The sequence below is a fragment of the Streptomyces sp. NPDC002838 genome (assembly GCF_040295365.1).
GTDB lineage: Bacteria > Actinomycetota > Actinomycetes > Streptomycetales > Streptomycetaceae > Streptomyces.
In genome coordinates, this window is record NZ_JBEOVF010000082.1 from 15807 (window position 1) to 32739 (window position 16933).

Annotated in this window: 13 protein-coding genes; 5 read left to right on the forward strand and 8 right to left on the reverse strand. The window is 70.4% G+C overall.

Going from position 1 to position 16933, the window contains the following annotated elements; all coding sequences use genetic code 11:
* Positions 1-68: 68 nt before the first annotated feature.
* From ABT063_RS48045 to ABT063_RS48080, 8 genes are all read right to left on the reverse strand, one after another.
* A complete protein-coding gene (locus ABT063_RS48045; protein WP_351067804.1) occupies positions 69-707 on the reverse strand; it encodes an FMN-binding negative transcriptional regulator in 639 nt (212 codons plus the stop codon).
* 50 nt (positions 708-757) lie between these two features.
* A complete protein-coding gene (locus tag ABT063_RS48050; protein ID WP_351067805.1) occupies positions 758-2278 on the reverse strand; it encodes an FAD-dependent monooxygenase in 1521 nt (506 codons plus the stop codon).
* Between the two features lie 64 nt (positions 2279-2342).
* Positions 2343-3392: a zinc-binding alcohol dehydrogenase family protein gene (locus ABT063_RS48055; RefSeq protein ID WP_351067808.1), complete on the reverse strand. Its 1050-nt coding sequence runs from the start codon at positions 3390-3392 to the stop codon at positions 2343-2345.
* Between the two features lie 135 nt (positions 3393-3527).
* Positions 3528-4514, reverse strand: coding sequence for a 3-oxoacyl-[acyl-carrier-protein] synthase III C-terminal domain-containing protein (locus ABT063_RS48060; protein WP_351067810.1), 987 nt, complete (start codon positions 4512-4514; stop codon positions 3528-3530).
* Positions 4511-4759 (reverse strand): acyl carrier protein, encoded by a 249-nt coding sequence (locus ABT063_RS48065; protein WP_351067812.1) that lies wholly within the window; start codon positions 4757-4759, stop codon positions 4511-4513. Before ABT063_RS48065 ends, ABT063_RS48060 begins: the two co-directional genes overlap by 4 nt.
* Positions 4760-4810: 51 nt before the next feature.
* On the reverse strand, positions 4811-5059 hold the full coding sequence (locus ABT063_RS48070; RefSeq protein ID WP_351067815.1) for a biotin/lipoyl-containing protein: 249 nt from the start codon (positions 5057-5059) through the stop codon (positions 4811-4813).
* A complete protein-coding gene (locus ABT063_RS48075) occupies positions 5056-6036 on the reverse strand; it encodes an alpha-ketoacid dehydrogenase subunit beta (RefSeq protein ID WP_351067818.1) in 981 nt (326 codons plus the stop codon). The genes ABT063_RS48070 and ABT063_RS48075 overlap by 4 nt, the downstream gene beginning before the upstream one ends.
* A complete protein-coding gene (locus ABT063_RS48080) occupies positions 6036-6875 on the reverse strand; it encodes a thiamine pyrophosphate-dependent dehydrogenase E1 component subunit alpha (protein WP_351067820.1) in 840 nt (279 codons plus the stop codon). The genes ABT063_RS48075 and ABT063_RS48080 overlap by 1 nt, the downstream gene beginning before the upstream one ends.
* Before the next feature lie 458 nt (positions 6876-7333).
* On the opposite strand from ABT063_RS48080, the gene ABT063_RS48085 reads away from it, so the two are divergent.
* From ABT063_RS48085 to ABT063_RS48105, 5 genes are all read left to right on the forward strand, one after another.
* Positions 7334-7549, forward strand: a complete 216-nt coding sequence (locus ABT063_RS48085; protein ID WP_351067822.1) for an MbtH family protein — start codon at positions 7334-7336, stop codon at positions 7547-7549.
* Between the two features lie 191 nt (positions 7550-7740).
* Positions 7741-9198, forward strand: a complete 1458-nt coding sequence (locus ABT063_RS48090) for an amino acid adenylation domain-containing protein (protein ID WP_351067825.1) — start codon at positions 7741-7743, stop codon at positions 9196-9198.
* 237 nt (positions 9199-9435) lie between these two features.
* Positions 9436-9669: a phosphopantetheine-binding protein gene (locus ABT063_RS48095; RefSeq protein WP_351067827.1), complete on the forward strand. Its 234-nt coding sequence runs from the start codon at positions 9436-9438 to the stop codon at positions 9667-9669.
* A gap of 9 nt (positions 9670-9678) precedes the next feature.
* Positions 9679-10866, forward strand: a complete 1188-nt coding sequence (locus ABT063_RS48100) for an NAD(P)/FAD-dependent oxidoreductase (protein ID WP_351067830.1) — start codon at positions 9679-9681, stop codon at positions 10864-10866.
* A gap of 52 nt (positions 10867-10918) precedes the next feature.
* The coding region (locus tag ABT063_RS48105; protein WP_351067833.1) for a non-ribosomal peptide synthetase at positions 10919-16933 on the forward strand (6015 nt) is incomplete at its 3' end.

The window sequence follows — 16933 nt, forward strand, 5'->3', positions numbered from 1 at the left end:
CCGGACCGCCCCCACGGGCAGGCCGGCACGGCGGGTCTCCTGTGAGGGAACCGGTGTGCCCGGTCCACTCAGGGCAGTCGGTCCATCAGCCCGGCGACGGCCCGGCAGTGAGTGCTCTGCTGCGCGTCGAAGGAACTCCGCACGCGGTCACGCACTTCACAGGTCTGCTCCTGGCTCAGCTTGAACATCCCGTCGGCACCGGTCACCTGTACGCGAAAGGCACCGACTCCTGGCAGGATCTTGCGGAAGTAGCCGATCGACTCACTCATGTCCCAGTCGCTGCCGAAGCGGCCCTCGAAGGCACGCACCGTGGCCGTGATCACGTCCAGTGTCTCCTCGGCCGAATCGATCCTCTGTACCGTCCCCCGCACGTGAACCGAGGTGAAGTTCCAGGTCGGTGCGGCCGGGGTGTACGCGTATACGGAAGGCGTCACGTATCCGTGCGGCCCGGTGAACGTCAGGAGGACGGGGTCGCCGCTCCGCAGGGCCGACCAGTGCGGGTTCTGCCGGTTGAGGTGGCACAGTAGGACGCTGCCCGACAGATCGGCCGCCTCCGTGTCGAACGACTCGGGGATCACCGGGAGATGAGTGGCGAACGGGACCTCTCCTGGGTCGCCGTTGCTCGTGAGCAGTCCCAAGGGATGGTCCTTGACGACGTCGATCATCCACGAGCTGTCGGGCGGACGGTAGGAGGTGGGGACGAACATCAAGTCTCCTCGGTATGGACGTGGTCGGGGTCGTGGCGGCGTTCGCGTTCTCACCCCGGCAGGGCGGGGCCGAACCACTTGGCGAGAGCGCTGCGCAGGCCGGGGCAAGCGGGTGCGCCGCCCGAGGCGGCGGCCCAGGCGACATGGCCGTCGGGCCGGATCAGGACGGCGGACGGAGCGGGTGTCCCGTCGGCGGTGGGGACGGCCCAGCGGGCGTCGTCGCTCCGCGCCTTGACATGGTCGACGCGGTCGGCCCACCCTCGGGCGGCCGCCGCCACCTCGGTGCCGCCGCCGAGGTCGAGCAGTACGGGGCGGGCGGTGCGCAGCAGTTCGTAAACGCGTGTGGCGCCCTCGGGCGTCTTGAGGTCGGCGTCGGGCACCCGGTGGCCGGCGAGGGGGTGATCGCCGTCGAGCGGATACCGGATGTCCAGCCCGGTGAGCATGCCGCACAGATGGCGGTTGACCTCGTCGAACGTGATGAGCGAGCCGAACACGTCGCGCAGCGCGTCCATCTGCTCACCGGGGCGGGCCAGGGCCGACTGGGCCCGGGTGTTGCGCAGCACCCGGGCCGCGACCGGGTGCCGCTCGTCGTGGTAGGTGTCCAGCAGGCTCACAGGCGCCCGGCCGCGCACCACCGAGGCCAGCTTCCAGCCGAGGTTGACCGCGTCCTGCACCCCCACGTTCAAGCCCTGCCCGCCGGCCGGATAGTGGATGTGCGCGGCATCGCCTGCCAGCAGTACCCGCCCGTTGCGGTACCGGGAGGCCTGCCGCGCCGCGTCGCCGAACCGGGAGACCCAGCGCGGGCTGTGCATGCCCCAGTCCGTGCCCGCCAGCCTGATCACCGCCGCACGGAACTGTTCGAACGTCACCGGATCGTCTCGGCCGGCGACATGGTCGTACTCCGACGTGATCACCCGGTACCAGCCCGGTTCAAGCGCGATCACCGAGAAATGGCCTCCCGGGCAGCGCCGCATGAAGATGTAGTCCTCCGGCAGATCGGGGAGTTCGACGTCGCCCAGCAGCGCGGTCATCGTCGCCTCGGTACCGGGGAAGCCGATGCCCGACAGCTTGCGCACGGTACTGCGCCCGCCGTCGCAGCCCACGAGATAGCGAGCGCGCAGCCGTGCCGGTGCCGACGACTGTGCCGATGACAGTTCCGCCGTCACACTCAGCGGGTCCTGGCGGACCCCGGTCACCTCCGACGACCAGCGCACCCGTACGCCGAGTTCGGCGGCCCACTCCTCCAGCAGCCGCTCGATGACCGACTGAAGGATCATCAGCGGCCTGGCGTGCCGGGACGCGGAGTCGTCGAAGTCCAGCCAGAGGCCGGAGAAGTGGCCGACCGACTGGATCTCGCCCGCCGCGAGGAACCGGTCCAGGACCCCGCGCTGGTCCAGCACCTCCAGCGTGCGGGCGTGCATCCCGCCGGCCCGCGACTCACCGGTCCGCCCCGCGAGCCGGTCGACCACCATTACGTCGGCGCCCGCGAGCCGCAGTTCACAGGCGAGCATCAGTCCCGTCGGCCCGGCGCCGGCGATCACCACATCCGTGTCCATCCCGGCGTGGCCCATGGTGTCTCCTCCCTCGGATTACGTCCCCGACCTCGTCGAAGGACCTCCGCTGTGGCCCGGCGGGTCAGAGCGGGTTCACGCCGTACGTCGGGAAGTACGAGCCGATCCTGCCGTTCGCGTAGTCGTCGGCCAGGTCGGGCACCCGGTCGAAGCCGTACTGCACCTCGGACCCCGCCGGTGGCATCCAGCCCTCGGCCTCCTGGAAGTCCCGTATCGCCGGGGAGTCGGACAGCCGCCAGACGTGCGTGTTCACATGGATGTGGCGGCTGATGCTCTCGACACTGCGCAGATGCGTCAGGCGCATACCCGCCTTCCACCCGCAGGTGGTGACGACCCCCTGACGTGCCAGGGCGCCCAGGGTGACGTCGTACAGGGGCTCGCCGATGTTGTCGACAAAGATCGCGACTCCGTGACCGTCGCTCAGATCCCGGGTCACGTGCAGGAAGTCCTCGACCGATTTCCGGCGCTGTTCGTGCCGCTCCCGGTCCGTCTGCCGGCGGCGGGTGGGGCGGGAGAGAGCGGGGAACCGGCGGCGGTCCACCGGAGTGATGCCGTGCTCCCGCAGAAAGGCGACGCGCTCGTCGGAGCCCGCCGCCATCGCGACGCGGAACCCGGCCCGTCTGGCCAGCAGCAGCTCGGCGAACGCCACGCCTCCGCCCCACCCGAACACCAGATGCCGCGCCGGATCGTCGTCTGGGACCTGGGTGCGCCAGCATCCGTACGCCTTGTTCCAGTTGTCCCAGGCGGTGAAGTACCGCCCATAGGAAGCCCATTGGGACGGCGAGTACGCCGTGCCGTCCGGCAGCGGGAGAAGCAGCCGCGTGTCCATCTTCGACTGCTTGGTCAGCAGGCCGATGGTGCCCGGTGCGTCGTAGGCGTGCGCGAGTTCCGCGTAGCCGAAGCGGTCCATCCTGCCGAAGGGCATCAGCAGACACAGATCGCCCTCGCGGATCCTGACATCCGCCCCGCGCCCCGCGTTCACCTTGAGCACGCGCACCACGCCCAGGTTCCCCAGGACCACCGCGTCCTCGCCGCGGCTGCTGCAGACGTCGATCGGCGAGCGGGTCAGCGCGTGGTCCATGTTGGCTTCCCAGGAGCCGATGATCGGCTCCACCAGGGCCTCGCCTTCCTCCAGGGGACCGAAGGCGAACCGGCCGTACCGCAGTGCGGCACCGGGTCCGCCGTCCTGTGGGCCGGTCGTGGCACCGGAGTGCAGAACCCAGGCTTGTGGCCTGTAGATGACAGCCTCCTAGATCGGTGGGACCGAGTCAGTGGGGTACGGAGATCCGGCGTGCGTCAGGGGAGCCGCGGTGGCCGGCACCCGGTAGTCCACCGCGACGCCTCCCCACGCCTCGCCGGCGCCGTAGGCCACCGCACCGAGCCGCCCCCGGGAAGGGAGGGCAACCGCCTCCAACTCCTCGGCGAACGCCAGCGGGATGGACGCGGACGAGGTGTTCCCGGAGTGCTCGATCCGGTTCACGAAGGGAACACCGAGATCGGTGGTGAAGCCGCGGACCTGCTCCAGGATGCGGCCGTTGGCCTGGTGACCGACCAGGACCGTCGGCGCGGGGCCGTTGTCGACGAGATACCGCGCCGACTCCGTCATCCGGCGCACGGCACGGTCGTACACCTGCGCGCCGTCGAGATGGATGCCTCCGGTGTCCGTCTCCCGCATGAGCTCCTCCTGGGAGCCGTCACAGCCGGCCACCTGGCACGAGAGCGCGAACTCGGCCCGGTCCGCCAGCAGCACGGCCGCGGCGCCGTCGGCGAAGATGCAGGCCGTCTGCCGGTCCGACGGGTCCACCAGCCGTGACATGGCCTCCACCGAACACAGGAGCACCGAGCGCGTTCGCCCGGCATCGCAGATCGAGAGCCCGGTGACCAGGCCGTAGACGAAGCCGCAGCAGGCCGCGTTCATGTCGAAGGCCAGCACCGAGGGCCCTAGACCGGCCAGTTGCGCCACCTTCTGCGCGATGCCGGGCACACGCTGCCGCGCCGAGGTACTGACCACGATCAGGGCGCCGATCGTGGACGGGTCGTCCACCCGGGCCACGATCGGCGCGCACACCTCGGCCGCCACCTTCGCCAGCGGGGTGTCGGCCGGCAGCCAGGAGCGGGACGCTATGCCGCTGCGACGGCGGATCCACTGGTCCGTGAGACCGATCGGCTCGAAGTGGTCGTTGCCGACCGTGCGTCCCGGCTTCACCGCGACGAGATCGACGATCCCCGCGCTCACTGCCCGCTCGCCAGCTTCATGAAGTAGGCGCTGAAGTCCGACAGGAGGGGGAAGCCCGCGGTCTCCCGCAGGTCGCCCTTGACATGGAGTTCACGTTCCAGCCGCTGGTGCAGCTCGACCAGGTCGAGCGAGTCGAGATCGAGCTCGGAGACCGGCCGGGTGAGGTCCTCCGGGCCCGACGAGGGCTCCCGCTCCCGCAGTTTGGCCAGCATGACGTCGCTGATGCGCTCTTCCATCTCGCTCATGGGTGTTCTCCGCTCATTTGCCTGGACCGAGGGCTGCGACGCGTGGCTCGGTTAATCGGCCGCCAACCGATACAGCACCTCACCGGACTTGAGGATCGTGCCGGCGGTCGCCGAGTGCTCCATGACCCGTCCGTCGCGCTCCGCCAGGATCTCCGTGCTGGCCTTGTCGGTCTCGACGACGGCGACGACGTCGCCGCGCCGGACCCGGTCACCGACGCCGGCGACCCACTCGACAAGCAGGGCCTCGTCGAGACTGTGCCCGAAACCAGGAACCCGCATGTCCTCGAAGGAACCGCTCACCCCGTCATCACCAACACCTCATTCTTGATCTCCCGCACACCGATCAGGTACTGCTGCTCGAAATCCGCCGGGGGATAGACACGACGGTCCGGAGCCAGCCGGCGGACCGGACCCCGGAGCGAGCCGACGTCACGCTCCACGACCGACGCGGCGATCTCGGCGCCGACACCCAGGTCCCTCGACCCTTCGTGCACGATCAGCAGGCGTCCCGTGCGGGACAGCGACTGAAGGACCGTGTCCATGTCGAGCGGGGCCACCCAGCGCAGGTCCACCACCTCGACATCGACATCGGGGCTGAGCTCGTGCGCCGCTCGCAGCACCTCATGGGTGATCGCGCCGTACGTGACCACGGTCAGGTCCGTGCCCCGTCGCGCGATGCGGGCCGTGGTCGGGGACTTCGCCGGCGCCGGATCGCGGGGCGGGCCGGCTTTGCGCCAGTACAGGCGGATCGGCTCGTACACCACTACGGGTGCGCCGAGCGTCACGGCGTACCGCAGGATCTGGTCCGCGTCCTCACCGGTGGAAGGGCACGCCACCGAGATGCCCGGGACGCGCGCGAAGAGCGCTTCGTTGGACTCGCTGTGGTGCTCGACGCCCCGGAATCCGCCGCCGGTCGGGACCCGCACCACCAGGCTCGGGCTGAGCTGCCCGTTCCACCGGGCGCCGACACGGGCGGCCTGGGTCACCAACTGGTTCACGCCGGGATAGGTGAACCCGTCGAACTGGATCTCGCAGACCGGGACCAGGCCGCTCATCGCCATGCCCACGGCCTGGCCGATGATGCTGGATTCGGCAAGGAGCGTGTCGCGGACCCGCTCCTTGCCGAAGCGCTCCTGCAGGCCGCGGGTCACACGGAACACGCCGCCCAGGCGTCCGATGTCCTCACCGAGCAGCAGCAGCCCGGGCTCCTGCTCCAGCAGATCGGCAAGGGTCGCGTTGATCGACGCCGCGAGGCCGTCCGACCGGGCCGTAGTCATCACGCGTATTCCTTCATCAACAGCTCGCGCGCCTCCTGCACTTCCGCGTCGACCGCGTCCCGCCACGCGCGGTCCACCACACCCAGGTCGTGCAGCCGGGCCGCATACGCCGCCACCGGATCAGCGGCCCTCGCCCGGGCGATGTCCTCGCTGCTGCGGTACAGCTCCTGGGCGTCGGAGGTCGAGTGTCCGTGGATGCGGCTGACCTCGATCTCGACGAGACAGGGTGCTCGCCGGTCGCGTATGTGGGCGGCCGCACGGGAGCAGGCCGTGAAGACCGCTTCCGGGTCGTGGCCCGACAGCCTGACGGACTCGATCCCGAAACCCCGGGCGCGCTCGGCCAGCGAGGTGCGCATCTGCTCCTCGGCCGGTGTCGACAGCGCCCAGCCGTTGTTCTGGCAGATGAACAGCACGGACGCCGACTCGACGGCGGCGAGGTTCATGGCCTCCGCCATGTCGCCCTCGCTGGTGGCACCGTCGCCGACGTAGACGACGACGAAGTCCTCGCGTTCCTGGAGGCGTTGCCCGATCGAATAGCCGACGGCGTGCAGTGTCTGCGCGGCCAGCACCAGGGTGTAAGGGAAGAAACCCAGTCGGCGCGGATCCCATCCGCAGAACGTGCGGCCGGCCCACTGCCTCAGCAACTGGTCCGGTGTGACGCCCCGCAGAAGTGCCACCGCGTGCTCGCGATAGCTGGGGAAGACGGTCGCCGAAGGGGGTACGGCCAGCGCGGAGCCCACCTGCGCGGCCTCCTGCCCCTGGCAGGAGGCCCAGAGGTCGAGAGCGCCCTGCTTCTGGAGCTGACAGGCCTCCTCGTCGACACCTCTTGCCGCCAGCATGTGACGCAGCAGCGAACGTCGAGTGCCGTCATCTGGATCTGTTCCGTGCTCGGATTCTGACTTCAGAGTCATGGATCACCAGTCGTCGGTTCGTCGATGGGCTTTCCGTCGCCGTGCCGCACGTGCTCGCGATCGCCTCGGCGGTGGTGGATTGGGTGAACCCGAATGTGAGCGGGCCCTTTCAGGGGGCCACATCTCGTCATGGTGGCACAGGAGGCCGGGGGGAAACAGGTCCGGCAGATCGGGCGGGAGTTCACTGAATCCGCTGTCCTTGCGGCCCTGGCAGGCGCGTCCTAGCGTCCCCCACCGTGGCATCGGCACTGTCTGGTGCCCGCTGATGCGGGATGTCCCGTCGACAGGACAATGCCGGACCGGAAACCGCCCGTCCGGCCATTTCTCTCCTGCGCCGTTCCGCATTTCATCCGGATTTCACGTCGTGACCGCTAAGGACGGTGGCAGTGAGCACGAACCCATTCGACGACGAGAACGGAACCTTCCACGTCTTGGTGAATGACGAGGGCCAGCACTCCCTGTGGCCGGTGTTCGCCGAAGTACCCGAAGGCTGGCGTGTGGTCCTCGGCGACGCAGCGCGGGACGAATGCCTGGAGTACGTCGAGGAGAACTGGACGGATCTGCGGCCCAGGAGCCTGCGAGAGGCCATGGCCGCGGACTGAACAGGCGAGGCGCCCCGGCCGGTGGCGGCTCCGCAGTGCGCGCGACGGCGGCCGGACCGGCGCCACCGGGCAGCGGCGGACGCCGCCGTGCCACCGCAGGCATGCGGACTCCGCGCCCGCACCCAGCCGCCGGCCGGGACGCAGGTACCACTCGCCCCCGGGCCGAACCACCGTCACTACGGAGTTGGTTGATGATCCTTCAGGGAACACGGGTCCCCCTGCCATCCCTGCCCATCGTGCACAAGCGGTTCGAGTCGCACGCCCTCACCACTCCTGAAGCCGTCGCTCTCCGCTGTGCCGGGCAGCAGCTGACCTACGGGCAACTGGACGCGCGCGCCAACCAGTTCGCGCACTTTCTGGCCGCGCGCGGGCTCGGGCGGGGCGACAAGATCGGCCTCTGCCTCGACTACTCGGTCGACCTGGTCGTCGCCGTCCTCGGCACGCTGAAGGCGGGTGCGGCCTATGTGCCGCTCGATCCCACCTATCCGCTGGCCAGACTGCGGCTGCTGCTCGGGCAGATTCCCGGCCTCGCCCTGGTGATGGCCTCCCCGTCGACCGCCGACCTGGTGGAGCCGACGACCGCCGAGGTCGTCGCTCCCGAGCGGTGGACGGACCGGCTCGACGGCCTGCCGGTGACGTCGCCGGAGATCCTGGTCAGCGGGGACGACCTGTGCTACGCGGTCTTCACGTCCGGGTCGACCGGCACGCCGAAGCTCGCCGGTGTGCGCCACGAGGGCTGGTTCAACCTGCTGAACTGGCTGACCCTCGAATACGGCCTGCACCACGGGTCGGATAACCTGGTCGTCAGCGCGTTCGGGTTCGACCTCTCCCAACGCAGCCTGATGATCCCGCTGTTCTGCGGTGCCACCCAGCACCTGATGGCAAGCCGCCACTTCGACATCGCGATGGCCTACCGCATGCTGTCGCAGCACGGGATACGCACCGTGCACTGTGCCTCCAGCACCCTCTACCTGCTGGTGGACTGGGAAACGGCACGCCGGGGCACGGCACTCGCCGGGCTGGACTACGTGCTGTTCGGCGGTGAGCCGCTGCATTTCGACCGGATAGCGGACTGGGCCCGCGCGGACGGGAACACGTGCACGCTCCTCCACCAGTACGGCGTCGCCGAGTGCACGGACATCGCCTCCTCGTACGACCTCGCCGGCTACCGGCCCGCCGAACACGGGGCGGCGCCGGTCGGCCGGCCCGTCCACAACACCGAGATCCACGTACTCGACGAACAGGCACAGCCGGTCGGGGTGGGGGAGTACGGCGAGATCTGCCTCTCGGGAAAGGGGGTCGGCGCCGGCTATCTCAACGCCACGGGACCCGAGAGCGAACGCTTCACCACCGTCATGCTCGACGGCACCCCGCGCCGGCTGTACCGCACGGGCGACCGCGGCCGCGTGACCCCGGCCGGCGACCTCGTCGTCGCCGGCCGCATGGACGCACAGGTGAAGGTGCGGGGCATGCGCATCGATCCCGCCGACGGGGGGGGGGGCGGGGGCGGCCGCCCCCGCCAACCGCCGGCCCCCCCGGGGGCCACGGCCCCCCCCCCCCCCCCGCCGCCCCCCCCCCCCACGGCCTCGACGGCATCCGGCAGGCCGCCGTGGTGCCCAGGGACACCGGCTCCGGAGACCACGAGCTGATCGCCTTCGTCGTACCGGCGGCACAAGACCTCGCGGAAAGCGAGGTACGCGCCCGATTGCTGGAGACGCTGCCACGGAACATGGTTCCGGCGCGATTCCTCAACATCCGTGAGATTCCCCTGAGTCCGCACGGAAAAGTGGACCGCGCGGCCCTGGCCGAAGAGTTCCGAATCCAGCACGCCGACAGCGGTACGGCGGCCAACTCGCAGGACCTTGATGGCGCAGAGGAGGGGTGTGATGATAACCGAAAAGGTGCGGGCCATTTGGTGCCGAGAACTCCAGCGCGATGACATAGCGGTCGACGACGACTTCTTCGCGCTGGGCGGCCACTCCGTGATCATGGCCAAAATCCAAGCGGGATACATCGACGAACTCGACGTCGAAGTCCCTATGGATCAGATGTACCTCAACCCGACGGTGGCCTCGATTTCCGCATACATCGAAGCCACGGGTGCCGTGACTCGATCCTAAGTGAGGGCCATGTACGATGTAGTTGTCATAGGTGCCCGGTGCGCGGGCTCGCCGGCGGCCATGCTGCTCGCCAGGCAGGGTTACCGCGTCCTGCTCCTCGAGAAGGCACGGTTCCCGCAGGACACCCTGTCCTCGCACTACATCCATCAGCCGGGGGTGGCGCTGCTCGCCCGCTGGAACCTGCTCGACCGGCTCCGTGCCGCGGGCTGCCCGCCGATCGACCACCAGAGCTACGAGGCCCCGGGGGTCCGGCTGGACGGCTTCTCGCTGCCGGTCGACGGTCAGCGCACCACGTACGCGCCGAGGCGTTTCGTGCTCGACCCGATCCTCGCCGAGGGCGCCGCGGCAGCCGGCGTGGATTTCCGCGAGGGGTGCACCGTGAGCGACCTCCTCCTCGACGGCGACCGGGTCGCGGGGGTGCGCTACACCACGCCCGGGGGAGCCGAGGAGACGCAACGGGCGCGGCTGGTCATCGGCGCCGACGGCATGCGGTCGCTGGTGGCCCGCAAGGTCGGCGCGCCCTACGTCATCGAGCACCCGCGGATGACCTGCACCTACTACAGCTACTGGTCCGGGGTGCCCGGGCACTTCGAGCTGTACGAGCGGCCGGGACGGTGGCTCGGCGTCATCCCCACGAACGACGACCTCAAGCTGGTCATGGCCTACTTCCCGCAGAGCGAGTTCGCCGAGGTCCGTACCGCCGTCGAACCCTCCTTCCTGGAGGCCGTCCGCTCCACGGTGCCCGAACTGTACGAGCGGATGTCGGCGGGACAGCGCGAGGAGGTGTTCTACGGCACGGGACGCCAGGAGAACTTCTTCCGCAAGGCATACGGCCCCGGGTGGGTCCTGCTCGGCGACGCGGTGCACCACAAGGACTCCATCACCGCCCGCGGCATCACCGACGCCTTCCTCCAGGCGCAGTCGCTCACCGACCACATCGGCGACCGGCTGCACGACGACACGGCGCTCGACATGGCGCTGAAGCGTTATGAGAGCGGTCTGACCGACAGCTTTCTCGATCTCTACCAGGGCGCGCTCAACGTGGCCGAACTCAAGCCCGGCAGGCAGTCGGAGATGCTGCGGAAACTGGTCGGTCACCAGCACCTGATCGACCGCTACTTCTCGACGGGCTCCGGCGCGTGCTCCATCGACGACTTCTACAACGACGAGCTCTTGGCAGTGCTCGACCAGGGTTGAGCAGCGCATCGCTCCTGGCTCGTCCCGCGGATTTGGAGACACATTGATCCCGTTGTCCTTCGCGCAGCGCCGACTGTGGTTCGTGGACCGTTTCGAGGGTCCATCGCCGACGTACAACGGCGCTTTCGCACTGCGACTGACCGGCGAGTTGAGCGTCGGTGCGCTGGAGTCGGCTTTCCTCGACGTCATCGGCCGGCACGAGGTCCTGCGCACCGTGATCGTCGAGGGCGGCGACGGCGTTCCGCACCAGCGGGTGCTGGCCACGGAATCGGCGCCCTTCACCCTGGACCTCGTCGAGGCCGCGGACGGGGCGGAGTTGTCCGCGGCCGTCGCGGAGACCGCCATCGCCGCCTTCGACCTTGCCTCCGACGTGCCGATCCGCGCCCGCCTGGTGCGCAGCGCGCCGCGGGAGCACACTCTGGTCCTGGTGGTGCACCACATCGCCCTGGACGGGGAGTCCATGGGGCCGCTGCTGCGGGACCTGACGGTTGCCTACGCCGCCCGGGGCGCGGGCCGCGCGCCGGCCTGGGAGCCGCTGCCGGTGCAGTACGCCGACTACACCCTGTGGCAGCAGGACGTGCTCGGTGACGAGTCCGACCCGGACAGCCTGGCAGCCCGGCAACTGGACTACTGGCAGCGGACGCTGGCCGGTCTGGCCCAGCCGCTGGCCCTGCCCACCGATCGCCCGCGCCCGCGGACGACGAGCCGCCGCGGCGACGTGGTCCGGTTCCGGCTGGACGCGAAACTGCTGCGCGCCGTGGAGAAGCTGGCCGCGCAGGAGGACAGCACCGTCTCGATGGTGATGCACTCCGCGCTGGCCGTCCTCCTGCACCATCTCGGCTGCGGGGACGACGTTCCCATCGGCGCCCCGATCGCGGGACGCACCGACGAGGAGCTGCGCGACCTCGTCGGCTTCTTCGTCAACACCTGGGTCCTGCGGGTCGATCTCACGGGCAACCCCACCTTCGCCCAGGTGCTCCGGCGGGTGCGGGAGCGGTCCCTCGCCGCCTACGACAGCCAGGACATTCCGTTCGAGCGCCTGGTGGAGGTCCTCAACCCGGACCGCTCCACCGCCTACCACCCCCTGTTCCAGGTGATGCTCTCCTGGCAGCCTCCCGTGCCGGACCTAGACATCGCGGGCCTTGAGGTCAGGGCCGAGCGGCTCGAGACCTCGACGGCCAAGTTCGACCTGTTCTTCGACATGATCCCGGTGGACTCCGGCGGGGCGCAGTGCCGTCTGGAGTACGCCACGGACCTGTTCGACCGAGCCACGGCCGAGGCCATGGCGAACCGGTTCGTCCGCGTGCTCGGCCGGCTGATCGCCGACTCCGGGCGGCACATCGGCGGCATCGATGTGCTGGACGCGACGGAGCGAGACCGGCTGCTCCACCGGCTGGGCGGCCGCACCGAAGTCGTGCCCGACCTGACGGTGCCAAAGCTGTTCGAAGCACAGGTGGCCAGGACTCCGCACGCTCCTGCCGTGGTGTGCGACGGCCGGACCCTGACCTACCGTGATCTCGACGACCGGGCCGACCGCGTCGCGCGGGAGCTGATACGACGCGGAGCGGGGCCCGAAGACCTGGTGGTCCTCGCGCTGCCGCGCACCGAGGACCTCGTCGTCGGTCTGCTCGGCATCCTCAAATCCGGCGCCGGCTACCTGCCGATGGACCCCCGGCATCTGGGCGGACGGGCGGCCACAGTGCTGTCCGAGGCCGGGCCACGGTTCGCCGTGACGGACACCCGGACATGGCAGGCCATGCCGGAGAACGACATCCCGGCTCTCCGCCTCGACGACGCGGCCGAGTGGGCCGAGCGGGACGCAGCCGGTCAGAAGGTCCCGGAGGACGCGGACCGGACCGGCCCGTCGAGCCCGGACAACCTGGCCTACGTGATGTACACCTCCGGCTCCACGGGCACGCCCAAGGGCGCGGCGATCACTCACCGCAACCTCGTCAACGGCGTACGGGAGCTGGCGCGGGTACTGGACGCGCCGCGCGGCTGGCGGATGCTGGCCGGCACATCGGTGAACTTCGACGTGTCGGTCTTCGAGCTGCTGACCACGCTGTCCACCGGCGGGACGGCCGAGGTGGTGGAGAACGCACTGGCGCTCGCCGAGCGCGACAGCTGGGACGGCCATGTGATCAGCGCGGTCCCCTCGGTGCTCGCCGAACTCGTGGACCACCTGGGGAGGACGACCGATGTGCGCACGGTCGTCCTCGCGGGCGACGTGCTTCCGGCCCGGCTGGTGCGGCAGGTCCGCGAGGCCCTGCCCGGGGCGCAGATCGTGAACGGCTACGGGCAGAGCGAGAGCTTCTACGCCACCACGTTCTCCCTCGCCGCCGACGAGGAGTGGACGGACGCCGATGTCACGCCCATCGGCACCCCGCTGGCCAACATGCGTGCGTACGTACTGGGCCCCGGACTCGCTCCGGTGCCGCCGGGGGTGGTCGGGGAGCTGTACGTGGCCGGCACCTGCCTGGGCCGCGGCTACCAGGCCCGCCCGGCGATGACCGCCGAGCGTTTCGTGGCCAGCCCCTTCGGCCCGCCGGGGACACGGATGTACCGTACCGGCGACCTGGCCCGCTGGAGCACGCGGGGGCTGCTGGAGTGCGTGGGCCGCAGTGACGGCCAGGTGAAGGTGCGCGGCTTCAGGATCGAGACCGCCGAGGTCGAGGCCGTCTGCGCGATGCACCCCGGGATCAGCGAAGCGGTGGTGGTCAGCCGCGAGGCGCCCTCAGGCGGACGGCGACTCGTCGCGTACGTCGTCCACAACTCGGGGCCGGTGGCGGGCGACGACGGCCGGGGCGGTATCGCCGACGTCGACATGCAGGCCGGGGTGTCGGCCGCCGAGCTGCGCGCGTTCGTCGCGGGGCAACTGCCCGACTACATGGTGCCGTCGGCCTTCGTGGTCCTCGGCCGCATGCCCCTGGGGCCGACCGGCAAGCTCGACCGGTCGGCGCTGCCCGAACCGGAGTTCCTGGGCGAGAGCTCCCGGGAGCCGCGCACCGAGGCCGAAGCGATCATCACCGCGGCGTACGCGGACGTCCTCGGCGTGGAACGCGTCGGTGTCGACGACGACTTCTTCGCGGTGGGCGGGGACAGCCTGCGATCGATCCAGGTGGTGGCGCGTACCCGGGCCCGGGGCCTGGAGCTGACCACGCGGGAGATCTTCGAGTGCCGCACGGCGTCGCGGCTCGCGGAAGTGGCCGCTGCCCGCCAGAACCCGCTTCCCGCACTTGCGGAGGACGAGGACGACGGCGACGGCGCGATGCTGCTGCAGCCAGTGGCGCGGCAGGTGTTCGAACACGGTGGCGGAACGAAGCGGTTCTCGATGGGGATGGCTCTGGAGCTGCCCGCAGGCATCGACCGGCCCGGCCTCGCCGCGACGCTGGACGCCGTGCTCGACCGGCACGACCTGCTGCGCGCGCGGCTGACGCACGACGAGGAGCCCGCCCTCGTCGGCCGTCCCGAGGGCAGCGTGCGAGCGGACGACCTGATCCGCCGGGTCCCGTGCGACGGCCGGTGGGACGAGCCGTCCACCCTGGCCATGGCGAAGACGGAGGCCGACCTTGCGGCGGGGCGCCTGGACCCGGAAACCGGAGTCATGGCGGACTTCGTATGGTTCGATCCCGCGTCGGGCCCGGGCCGACTGCTCGTGGTGCTGCACCACCTGGTGGTGGACGGGGTCTCCTGGCGCATCCTCATGTCGGACTTCGCCGAGGCCTGGCAGCAGGTCCGGTCCGGTCGTACGCCCGAGCTGCCCCGGGTCGGTACCTCGGCCCGCCGCTGGGCATCGGGTCTCCAGGAGGAGGCCCGCACCCCCGAGCGGGAAGCGGAACTGGCCTACTGGCAGGACCTGTTGAGCGCTCCGGAGTCCCCGCTGGGCGAGCGGCGGTTCGACCCGGCGGTGGACGTCATGGCGACGGTCGACACCGTACGGGTGGACCTGGCCGCCGATGTCACCGACGCCGTGCTGACCAGGCTGCCCGCCGCCTACCGGGGCACGGGCACCGATGTGCTGCTCACCGCGCTCGCCCTGGCGGTGAACCGATGGCGCGGTGCGGACGACTCCACCCTCGTCCGCCTGGAGGGACACGGCCGCGAGGAACACGTCGTGGCCGGGGCCGACCTGTCCCGCACGGTCGGCTGGTTCACCAGCATGTACCCGGCCCGGGTGGACGTGCGGGGAGTGGATCTGACCGACGTGCTGGCGGGCGGACCGGCGGCCGGAAGAGCCATCAAGCTGGTCAAGGAGCAGTTGCGCGGTGTCCCCGACAAGGGTGTGGGGTACGGCCTGCTGCGCTACCTCAACCCGGACACCGCGCGACAACTCGCCGCGTGCCCGGTGCCGCAGCTCGGATTCAACTACCTCGGCCGGATCTCCGACGCCGACGTGCCGGAGCACCTGCGTGCCGACGGCTGGGGACCCGCGTCCTGGGCCGCCGAACTGTCGCCGATGCCCGACCCGGATCTGCCGGCGCTCTCCGCGCTCGAGGTCAACGCGATGGCCACGGACGGCTCCGGCGGCGCCCGGTTGCAGGCGGCCTTCATGTTCCCCACCGGCGTGCTGTCCCGCGAGGCGGTGACCGAACTCGCTGCCCTGTGGGTCGAGGTGCTGCACGGCATGGCCGCGCACGCCGCGGACCCGGGGGCCGGCGGACTGACGCCCTCGGACGCCACACTGGTGCCGGTACGGCAGGACGAGATCGAGGACTGGGAAGCCAGCTACGGCCGGCTCGTCGACATTTGGCCGCAGGCCCCGGGACAGTCCGGCATCCAGTTCCAGGCCGCGCTCGCCGACGGCTCCTTCGACGTCTACCACATGCAGTTCGTGCTGCACCTGAGCGGCCGGGTGGACCCGTCACGGATGCGGTCCGCGGGGCAAGCGCTCCTGGACCGCCATCCGAACCTGCGCTGCGCGTTCGTCACCGGGGCCGACGGCGACCCGGTGCAGGTGGTACCGGAGCATGTCGCCCTGCCCTGGTGCCACGTCGACCTGGCCGGCCGGCGCGCAGCCGAGCAGGACACGGCGCTCGACCAGGCCCTTGCCGACGACCGCGCCGACCGGCTCGACCCCTCACGGCCCCCGCTCATCCGCCTGTCCCTGCTCACCTACGGCCCACAGCGGGCGAAGCTCATCATCACGGCCCACCACACCCTGTTCGACGGCTGGTCGTCCACGTCCGTCATCAGGGACCTGATCCTGCTGTACGCCGGCGGCCAGGACCTTCCTCCGGTCCGCAGCTACGGCGACTACCTGGCCTGGCTGGCCACGAAGGACCGCGAGACGTCGGCAGCCCAGTGGCGAGCCGAACTCGCCGGGTTCGACCAGCCAGCCCTCGTGGCCGCCGGCCGGACGGCCGGGGGAGAGGCGACCGCCCACGGGCGCATCGAGGTCCCGCTGTCGATCGACAAGGGAAAGGAGCTGGCCCGGCGCGCGGCGGAGCTCGGCGTCACGCTGAACACGCTGCTCCAGGGTGCCTGGGCGATCCTGCTCTCCAAACTGACCGGACAGCAGGACGTGGTGTTCGGGGCCGCGGTCAACGGCCGCCCGGCGGACCTGCCCGGCTCCGACGAGATGGTGGGCCTGTTCGTCAACACCCTCCCGATCAGGGTGCCCTGTCGGCCGGACCGCAGCGTCGCCGACGTCATCGTCGAGCTCCAGGAGCGGCAGACCGCGCTGCTCGATCATCACCACCACGGGCTGGCCGACATCCAGCGGGACGTCGGGATGCCCGCCCTGTTCGACTCGATCATCGCCTTCGAGAACTACCCCCTCGACCGGCAGGGCATCATCGACGCGAACGTCTCCGCGGGCTTCACGATCGACGGCATCCGGCCGATCGCCGGATCGCACTACCCGCTCACCCTCAACGCGTCTGACCCGTACCTGCGGCTCACGCTCGACTACCAGAACCACCTCTACGACCGCGACTCGGCGGAAACCATCGCCGCCCGACTGGTCCGTGTCATGGAGCAGTTGGCGGTGGATCCGTCGTTGGCGGTGAGTGGGGTCGATGTGCTGGGGGCCGAGGAGCGGGAGCGTTTGGTGGGGGAGGCCAATGAC